The 8,666-nt window shown below is 41.1% G+C and carries 7 protein-coding genes and 1 riboswitch; of the genes, 1 reads left to right on the forward strand and 6 read right to left on the reverse strand.

Annotation, left to right across the window (positions count from 1 at the left end):
• Nucleotides 1–268: 268 nt before the first annotated feature.
• Nucleotides 269–2,089 (reverse strand): cell wall-binding repeat-containing protein, encoded by a 1,821-nt coding sequence (locus tag VB077_RS07980; RefSeq protein WP_323414695.1) that lies wholly within the window; start codon nucleotides 2,087–2,089, stop codon nucleotides 269–271.
• Between the two features lie 514 nt (nucleotides 2,090–2,603).
• Between VB077_RS07980 and abc-f the strand changes: the two genes are divergently transcribed.
• Nucleotides 2,604–4,247 carry a ribosomal protection-like ABC-F family protein gene (abc-f, locus tag VB077_RS07985; protein WP_323414696.1) on the forward strand — a complete coding sequence of 548 codons (1,644 nt, stop codon included), beginning with the start codon at nucleotides 2,604–2,606 and terminating at the stop codon, nucleotides 4,245–4,247.
• 47 nt (nucleotides 4,248–4,294) lie between these two features.
• Here the strand turns inward: abc-f and VB077_RS07990 are convergent, their stop codons facing one another.
• The 5 genes from VB077_RS07990 to VB077_RS08010 form a co-directional block, all read right to left on the reverse strand.
• The gene (locus tag VB077_RS07990; RefSeq protein ID WP_323414697.1) at nucleotides 4,295–4,681 is read right to left on the reverse strand and encodes a cobalt transport protein CbiN; all 387 of its coding nucleotides are present in this window, start codon (nucleotides 4,679–4,681) and stop codon (nucleotides 4,295–4,297) included.
• On the reverse strand, nucleotides 4,681–5,433 hold the full coding sequence (locus VB077_RS07995) for an energy-coupling factor ABC transporter permease (protein ID WP_323414698.1): 753 nt from the start codon (nucleotides 5,431–5,433) through the stop codon (nucleotides 4,681–4,683). Before VB077_RS07995 ends, VB077_RS07990 begins: the two co-directional genes overlap by 1 nt.
• A 65-nt stretch (nucleotides 5,434–5,498) precedes the next feature.
• Nucleotides 5,499–6,329, reverse strand: a complete 831-nt coding sequence (locus VB077_RS08000) for an energy-coupling factor ABC transporter ATP-binding protein (RefSeq protein WP_323414699.1) — start codon at nucleotides 6,327–6,329, stop codon at nucleotides 5,499–5,501.
• Nucleotides 6,330–6,342: 13 nt separating this feature from the next.
• Nucleotides 6,343–7,206, reverse strand: coding sequence for a cobalt ECF transporter T component CbiQ (gene cbiQ / locus VB077_RS08005; protein ID WP_323414700.1), 864 nt, complete (start codon nucleotides 7,204–7,206; stop codon nucleotides 6,343–6,345).
• Between the two features lie 24 nt (nucleotides 7,207–7,230).
• Nucleotides 7,231–7,962 carry a precorrin-6A/cobalt-precorrin-6A reductase gene (locus tag VB077_RS08010; RefSeq protein WP_323414701.1) on the reverse strand — a complete coding sequence of 244 codons (732 nt, stop codon included), beginning with the start codon at nucleotides 7,960–7,962 and terminating at the stop codon, nucleotides 7,231–7,233.
• Nucleotides 7,963–8,084: 122 nt separating this feature from the next.
• A riboswitch (cobalamin riboswitch) is annotated at nucleotides 8,085–8,271 on the reverse strand.
• Nucleotides 8,272–8,666: the final 395 nt, after the last annotated feature.

Raw genomic sequence — 8,666 nt, forward strand, 5'->3', positions numbered from 1 at the left:
TCTCCATTCCGCCGCTACCGCCGGCGGCCGAACTCTCAGGACTTATAACTATTTATAACAACACTGCATAGAGTGCCCAAAATTCTTCGGCTAATAAGTGAAGTCATTTGTTTCCGCCATGAATTGTAAAGAAGATAATTCCGCAATTCGTTATGCCGGGAGAAATATTATAATACTGGCCCAATAAAAAATAGTCGTTCCCCATCCTTGTTATGATAAGGTCCGACTATTTACATCCTTTTTTCGATTTTATTATTTTTAACTATTATTAGTTAGAGCTACCCACATTTTGAGCTCCATCTCCATTAAGAGTGAGTACTGCATTATTAAATTTGGTTATTCCGCCAACCGTTGCCGTCTTATCCACAGTGATGCTGGTATTAGTATAGATGGTTATTTTATTAATGGCAGAGCCGTCCGCAATTTCCAAATTACCTACTTGGTATACATCAACACTATTGATGGTTCCTTGAAGGCTTACTTTATCATTTATATTTATAGTCACAACTCCGATCTTGTTAACAGTTGCTCCAGCCATCGCTGTTACCGTAGCCTGACTGGCAACCATAACCGGTTCCTGAAAAGTACCGGCCAACTGCACGGATAAATCAGGTGTGGAACCGTCTGCTTGAGGAATACCCGTTATTATAAGGTTGCCGAAAGTTCCCACACCGTCACCACCATCCAAGGTGGTTTCAGACGTGATCAGGGTATTAGTAATTTTAGTATTACCGCCGATTGCTACTTTAATGGGATCTTTATTGACAGTAAGAAGGGCTTCTGCTGTCACATCATTAAGCCGGAAGGTTCCGGTAGCATCCTTACTCATTACTATACCCTTTGCCGTTACATTATTTAAAGTAATGGTGCCACCACCGGATGGTTCCAAAATCACAACTCCTGAGACTTTCAAATTGTTCAGGTTTACATTCTCTCCGGTTACATAAAGATTATTAGAGATGTCAGCATTTTGTAAAGTCGTATTATTGCCCGTTATTTGGATATTACCGGTTAGTGCCAGCGGATTTGCCGTATCTGCAGGTCCAACAGTCCCTCCATTATCCGTAAAGTTTGTATAACTAAGCACCTCCTCTAAATCCGTCTGTGACACCAAGGAATCTCCACCTAAAGCCACTACCCCATTCAGCGGAAACATACCCCCTAGAAGCTGCTTGGTCTTTTCTTGCATGGGATTGGAAGTTAAAACAATTGCCGTGGAATTCTTAGCCGCAAGAATTGAACCGGTCAGAGCATCTACTAAATGGTTGTCTTCACCATTCGCGACATAAACCGTGTCCCCATGCAAGGTGAGACTAAAAGTACCCAGGACAATCATATTTGTGTCAAACCGGTCTGCCCCGCCTAAACGAACCGGATGGGGCAGGGAATTTTCCACTGTTGTATTTATAACGCCGGTGCCACCAACAACATAAGTTTGCTGGACGCTTGATTTAACACTGTCCAGATAGGCAGCAACATTATCCGAAAGCTTGTCCGGATTGGAGAGTAAGATTGGCATGCCCTGAGCCGCTGCGATGGAGGCGATGGATAACGCATCAGCGTTGCTGTAAGCCGAAGCCACCACGAGTTTACCGTGCATACCGACCACATTAGCAATGTTTAGGGCTGTAGCAAACCTATCGGCTCCACCCAAAGAAATAACAGTGATTTGCATTGCTTTTAATTCATCCAAAACGGGTTGGGTAATAACCCCGATTCCACTGGTCACATAAACCGTTGTCACACCTAAACGTTGGAGTTCAGCTTTTGTATCATCGTTTAACTTATCCCCTTGCGTCAAAAGGATCGGGGCATTTTTCATTTTTGCCAACGGAGCTGCGGTTAAAGAATCAACCAAATTATTATCCATTCCTGCCGATAATACCGCGTATGCTGACGAATTATTCGCCCAGCCGGCTTGTGAAATTTTCGCTGCTGTTTCATAACGGTCAGTGCCTGCAAGACGGGATATGGGTATACTTTCTGAATTCCCCGTAGAGTTAGCAAAAGCGGCTTGAACCGGAACAGTCAATGCTACTACAAGTGAGACGACTGCCAAACAGGCTGAGAATTTCCGGCCTCTTTTCACATTAAGATCCTCCCTTTAAAATCCGTATTTTTTCTTAGGACGCTTTCCACCCAGAAAATAATACGTTAGACGAAGCGATTTTCCTTTTCAACCCATGATGTAATATATTCCACTTTAATACCCACATAATGTGTTGAATTGCATCAATGAATAATTCAAAAGCAACCGCCTTCATTCAGCAGTTGCTCTTAATATAAGTTGACAGCAAGAAAAGCAGATTATATAATTTCTACAAACATTTAAATCATCTTAAGAAAGGGCAAGGTATTAGCAGAAAATGCGCAACTAATTCACTCTGCAAACATGAAAATGGGGATTTATTGGTCGTAATTCACGGCTTTATTCTCATGCGTTTACTAAATTTGTGAGTGGATAGTGCTTTTTAACTGCTGATAGCTGTTATAAATATTTACAATCTGAGATTGCCTGATGAGTCCTCAATGGATCCGACAATCTTTGGTTGTATTTTGGGTGCGTCACTATCCTCTCCGGTTTATACAGGAGGGGTTTTTTTATGTTATTACTTGAATGCAGCCATGTAAAAAAGTTTTTTGGTGATCGATTGATCCTTACGATAGAACAATTAAAAATTTATTCCGAAGATAGAATCGGAATCGTTGGAGTAAATGGAGCAGGCAAGACTACGTTAGTTAATATACTCAGCCAAAGATTAGAGCCTGATGAAGGATGGGTCACGGTTAACGCAAGGTTTTCCTATATTTCGCAGCTTGAACCGCCTGAACAGCAAAAGATAAGCTCCGAATTGGCTTCTAAATTTGGGGTTGCTGCTGATTGGAATGAATCCTTGAGCGGGGGCGAAAAGACCCGATTTAAACTGGCCGAATGTTTTAGCCGGGATAGCTTGATGATATTCGCAGATGAGCCAACCAGCAATATGGATTTAGAGGGTATTGAGCTTATCGAAAGACAATTTGCACAGTATCAAGGGGCGCTTATTCTTATCTCTCATGATCGAAGCTTTTTAGATAAGTTGTGTAACAAGATTATTGAAGTAGAGAACGGTAAGATCAATATCTATAAAGGCAACTACAGTGATTATAGTGATCAGAAGAAATTAGAAAGGGAACGGGCTCAATTTAAGTATCAGCAGTATGTCAATGAAAAGAAGCGCCTTGAGGGAGTTATTGCGGACACAAAGCAACATGTGAAGTCGATCAGAAAAGCCCCCAAAAGGATGGGGAATTCGGAAGCCAGGCTTCATAAGATGGGGGATCAAAAGGCCAAGGCTAACCTTGATCGTACAATAAACAATATAGAGTCAAGGATTGAGCATCTTGAGGTTAAGGAGAAGCCTCTAAAACAGGAGAAAATTAAACTTAATTTCGCCGAATCAGAGAGGCTCCATAGCAGAATAATCCTTGAAGGAAAAGGCATTTGCAAGAAATTTGGAGAAAAGGTTCTCTTCAAGGATGCTGAATTCAAAATCGAAAATGAATCCAAAATAGCCCTGATCGGCCCCAATGGATGCGGGAAGACGACTTTGCTCAAAATGATCATGGCTGAGGAATCTTTCATTAAAATTGCGCCAAGGGCAAAGATCGGGTATTTTAGTCAGGATATGTGCAGCTTAAATGAAAATTTGACGGTTCTAGAAAATGTTATGAAAAACAGTATTTATCCGGAAGCTTTTGTTAGGACCTTACTCGCTAGATTATTGTTTAAGGCAGCAAGTGTGTATAAGCCGGTGGGGGTACTCAGTGGGGGTGAAAGAGTTAAGGTTTCTTTTGCGAAAATACTCTTTGAAGATATAAACCTTCTCATACTTGATGAACCGACAAACTATATTGATATCAATTCTCTCGAGGTAATGGAGGAGGCCCTTCAGGACTATGATCAAACCCTCTTGTTTGTTTCTCATGACCGAAGGTTTATCAATTCTGTAGCGGATCACATCATGACCATAGAAAATCATAAGATAAAAATTTTCGACGGAACATATGAGGAGTATTTGGTTAGCAAAAACAAAACATGGGATACTGATTTAGCGAAAATAGAAGAAAGGATTTTCGTACTACAACATCGCTTAACACAAATCGTCGGAAGAATTTCTATCCCTTCTAAGAATGAGAATATCGAGGCCTTGGACAAGGAATATCATAAGATTTTAAATGAACTTAAGAGACTTGGCAAAAGATGATACTCTTAACAAGCAATAGATATTGCTGTTTTATTTTTCATCATTAATCATAGGGAGGAAGTTTGCTCTGATTGCTTTGATTGCATTGTTTGCTTTGTCTGCTTTGTCTGCTTTCTCTCATTTTCTATCTCATTCTCGATCTTTTTTCTCTCTACAAATCTTCCCATGAAAAAGGCAATAATACCGACTCCAATCCCTGTTTGTACACAAAAGAATAAACTCTCCATTTCGCCGGGTAATTCGCCGCCAATCCAAGTTTCCATAACCGGTTTAAACCAAGGCTGATAATCGGTACCTGTAATCTGGGCTACTACTTTGCTTCCTGCATCATCGGAACCCCCGAATTCAGCGCCCTTTAATGTAAATAAGGGGATAAGGGCGATTAACGCAGCAATTATCAATAAAATAGCCACTGTATTTTTCTTCTTAGCCATTAGTTTTTACCTCCATGTAAAAATCCGATCGTTGTCAATTCCGATTTGGCATAGGTTTCAAGACCCATGATGATGACAACGGTCAGAATACCTTCGATAATGGCAAGCGGAAGTTGGGTCGGTGCAAATACGGCAAGGAACTTAACGGCAGATCCCGCGATACCCCCGGTAGCTGACGGATAGGCAAGGGCCAGCTGAAAGCTGGTAATACAATAGGTGAATAGGTCACCGATTGAGGCTGCCAAAAAAATACCAACATATTTATTGACTTTCAGCAGCTGGCATAATTTGTAGATTCCATAAGAAACGAGCGGTCCGGCAATCGCCATAGAAAACGTATTGGCACCGAGCGTGGTCAGCCCGCCATGGGCAAGCAGGATGGCTTGGAAAATCAGGACAATAATACCCAGGATGCTGACAGCCGTCGGTCCGAATAAAATAGCGCCCAGTCCGGTACCGGTCATATGTGAGCAACTTCCTGTCACTGATGGAATCTTTAACGATGAAATTACGAAAATGAATGCTCCTGCCATGGCAAGTATAGTCAGGGATTTGCGATCCGCCGAGAGTGTTTTTTTTATGGACAGGTAACCTGCGACCAAAAAGGGAATGCAGATCACGCCCCACGCTATACAGAATTGAACCGGAAGATAACCCTCCATGATATGCATGGCATTTGCTGCCGGAAGTATTCCAAAAAGTAAAGAAAGAGTAGTTATGCTAATAAAAAATCCTTTTTCTTTGATGCTCATTTTCTCCCTCCCTGTATCTTTTTTCTAAATGTCCATTTTCACTTATTTATGTTTCTGGAAATCCATTATATTTCTCCAAGTATTTTCTTTAATTCATCCGTACTTTTGGGATAAGCCTTTGTATCTTCAAGCAGATGTTTTTCCACAAGCAGATCGTAGACTTCCATCAGGGTGGGCCGTTTCAGATTCGCCTGTTTTAAAATCGCCTCATTTTGAAAAATTTCCAAAGGCGTTCCGTCCGCGATGATTTTCCCCTGACAGAATACAATAGCTCTTTCCGCCCATCGATAGGCGAAATCCACATCATGGGTGGAAATAAGCATTGTTTTACCCTCTGTCCCCAATTTTTCCAAAACTTCTTCTAACATTTGTGTATTGACGGGATCAAGTCCCGCCGTCGGTTCATCAAAGATGATGATCTCTGATTTCATGGCAATGATATCCGCGATACTCACGCGTTTCTTTTCTCCACCGCTCAAATAGTGAGGCGGACGATTCTTATAATCCTGGATGTTCATATAGGTCAGTGCTTCATCCACCCGTTTCAAGACTTCTTCTTTAGGAAGTTTTAAATTCATAGGCCCGAATCCAACTTCTGCCATAACTGTAGAAGCAATGATCTGATTGTCAGCATCCTGAAAAACAATGCCAATATTTTTTCGAAGCTCTTTTAGGTTCTTTTTATTAATGGTTGTACCGCGATAACTGATTTCTCCCTGATCCGGTGTAAGAACGCCATTCGCATTCAAGAAAAACGTGGATTTTCCCGCACCATTGGAGCCAATGACAGCGATTTTCTCTGATTCATAGATATTCACACTCACGCCGTTCAATGCGGGCGTCCCATTTCCGTAAGCATAATATAGATCCTTAATCTTTAAGATTGGTTCTCCCATAATCTTTCCTTTCTCATTGTGTAAATTTCCAGAGCAGAATCAGAAAAATTATGAAAACTGCCGTCTTGGCAATTTGGATCGGTTTTACGTTTTTAACCTCTTCCAAAAATGTCAGTTCTCCATCATAGCACCTTGATTCCATAGCATTATAATAAGCATCCGCCTTTTTGAAGGCGACAATCAGAATATTGCTGGCAATTTTTCCAAATGTATACCAGGAAGTCTTAATATCGCAGAAACCAAGACGTGAATCTGCTGAATTTCTCATTTTGAGATTGACATCAAACAGGATGAAAATGAAACGATAAATAATATTCATCAGTTCTGTAATGAGCTTTGGCACATGCGCCTTTTGAATGACACTAATAATCTCGGAAGCCGGAGTGGATAAAGTCATCATCTCCATGGCACTAATCGCGGCAAAAGCCTTAAGCATTAAAAACGACATGGTCTTAAGCTTCTCTGAGGAAGTAAACACATAGCAGAAACCAAGAGACAGATTATACTGTCCCATCGGCTGGGTTGAAAAATCAATACCTATGGTAAACGTGCCCAGAAGAATAAATGAAAGCGGGATCGTCAGGATTGACAAATAGCAGGATAGAGGAAGCCCCCCTTTAATGATGGTCAAATAGGCCATTGCCATGATGACTGCAGTGGATACATAAGGATTGTTCAATCCAATGCATAGAACCAGAGTCAGCAAGGAAAGAGAGACTTTAAAAGTGGGATTCAGATCCCTTAATTTCGAACTATAGGCATAAAAATCAATGGAGGAGCCTTCACCATGCTTATGCCCGATTTTAGAGCGATGATGTATTTCAGCCATAGGAACATGTCCAGCCCGATGCTCATTTTTGAGAAAAATTGTATCCATCCATTTTTCCCTTCCGTTTTTCATTCATTTATCTGTATTCAGATACTTATCTACCCAATCCAGTAATTCATTCACACTATTAACCGTCAGCCCGGTGCTCACTGTGTTTTTTTTGATAAGGACGATGTTTAACCCTAATTCTAAAGCAGCTGATATTTTTGTATCCGTTCCGCCTTCGTGACCGCTATCTCGGGTTAAGAGGATATCTGCTCCGTAAAACTTAAAGAGTACCCGGTTGAGCTCTTTAGAAAACGGCCCCTGCATGGCAACAATATTTCGAGGATGAAGCCCCATATCCATACATTTTTGGACGATACGACCTTCCGGAAGAACACGTACAACCAATCGAACAGGGCCGGAAAAGGAGCAGTTGATGATACTTTCGAGTTGGTGGCTCCCGGTCGTCACAAAAATAGTGACCTGTCGCTTCTTTTCCAGATACATTGCCTCGAAACATTGCATCAATTGAAGCAAGGCTTCCTCCCAATTAGGGACTGGAAAAATCAAAGGACTGTTTGGAATTTTAGTCTCAGGTCTTTCCAACCGGAGATAAGGAACGCCTTGTTGCTCGCACCATTGGTTGATTGCTGCAAACTTGGTTCTATTGGGAGGATGGCTGACATCAAGAATGGCAGAAGGCCTAGTCAAACTGGTTTTTTTCGGCCAAGTTGGAATGTGTTGATATTCGATGTTCTTACCTTGAAGTCGTTGACTGACCTCACGTGCCGCAGTCGATTCTCCCAAAAGAATGATCATTCGTTTTAACCTCCAAAAATAAAAAAAACCCTTCACCAACAGAAGAGTTCATAGTTCATAACATGTATCCCGAAAAAAGACCTGAGATACGCGAATTCACCTTCCTAACATCCCGTAGGTCGTTGTAATATCGGCTAATGAGCAGGTCTCCTGGCTCAAGATCTTTGTCAACTTACGTCTTCCCGGGCTCACCCAGTGACATTCTGTAAGTTAACTCCCTTGTACAGTGGCGGGTACCGCGTCAGCTTCTACTGACTTCCCTTTCAAATTTTTCCCTCGGGAAAAATTACTCATTCCAAAATATTCAATTAAATATATAATAACATGAACAAAAAGGCTTTTCAAGTATATAGATTACCCGGAGCTTACCCGAAGGAGAACATGCCCATTATTTCAATAGCGAACCTTGTTTGTCATTTTTACAGTTATAGCAATAACCTTTATGAACACAGATAGTACCCCCGCATTTGGAGCAGCGCCATTTAGTTCTTTCATTAATGATAAAATTTTCAATCCCAAGATTCTTTATATTTTCCTGGTTTTCAATCATGCTCATATTATATCTGAAGTTTCGCACCCCTTTAGGTGCTATTAGGTAAAGTTTTTGCAAACTCAAAATTGTAAATTACAACTCGTTATTACTTTTTAGCTAGCCTTTTCAACGTTTTTTAGCTGATTATTTAAAAAAGAATTCTCGAAAAGCT

The sequence above is a fragment of the Desulfitobacterium sp. genome (assembly GCF_034927245.1).
In the GTDB taxonomy this organism is placed as follows: Bacteria; Bacillota; Desulfitobacteriia; order Desulfitobacteriales; family Desulfitobacteriaceae; genus Desulfitobacterium_A.

Bases quoted from the DNA above. Each gene is read 5' to 3' on its own strand.
- abc-f (WP_323414696.1), top strand. From the start codon at position 2,604: ATGTTATTACTTGAATGCAGCCATGTAAAAAAGTTTTTTGGTGATCGA.
- VB077_RS07990 (WP_323414697.1), bottom strand. From the start codon at position 4,681: ATGGCTAAGAAGAAAAATACAGTGGCTATTTTATTGATAATTGCTGCG.
- VB077_RS07995 (WP_323414698.1), bottom strand. From the start codon at position 5,433: ATGAGCATCAAAGAAAAAGGATTTTTTATTAGCATAACTACTCTTTCT.
- VB077_RS08000 (WP_323414699.1), bottom strand. From the start codon at position 6,329: ATGGGAGAACCAATCTTAAAGATTAAGGATCTATATTATGCTTACGGA.
- cbiQ (WP_323414700.1), bottom strand. From the start codon at position 7,206: ATGGATACAATTTTTCTCAAAAATGAGCATCGGGCTGGACATGTTCCT.
- VB077_RS08010 (WP_323414701.1), bottom strand. From the start codon at position 7,962: ATGATCATTCTTTTGGGAGAATCGACTGCGGCACGTGAGGTCAGTCAA.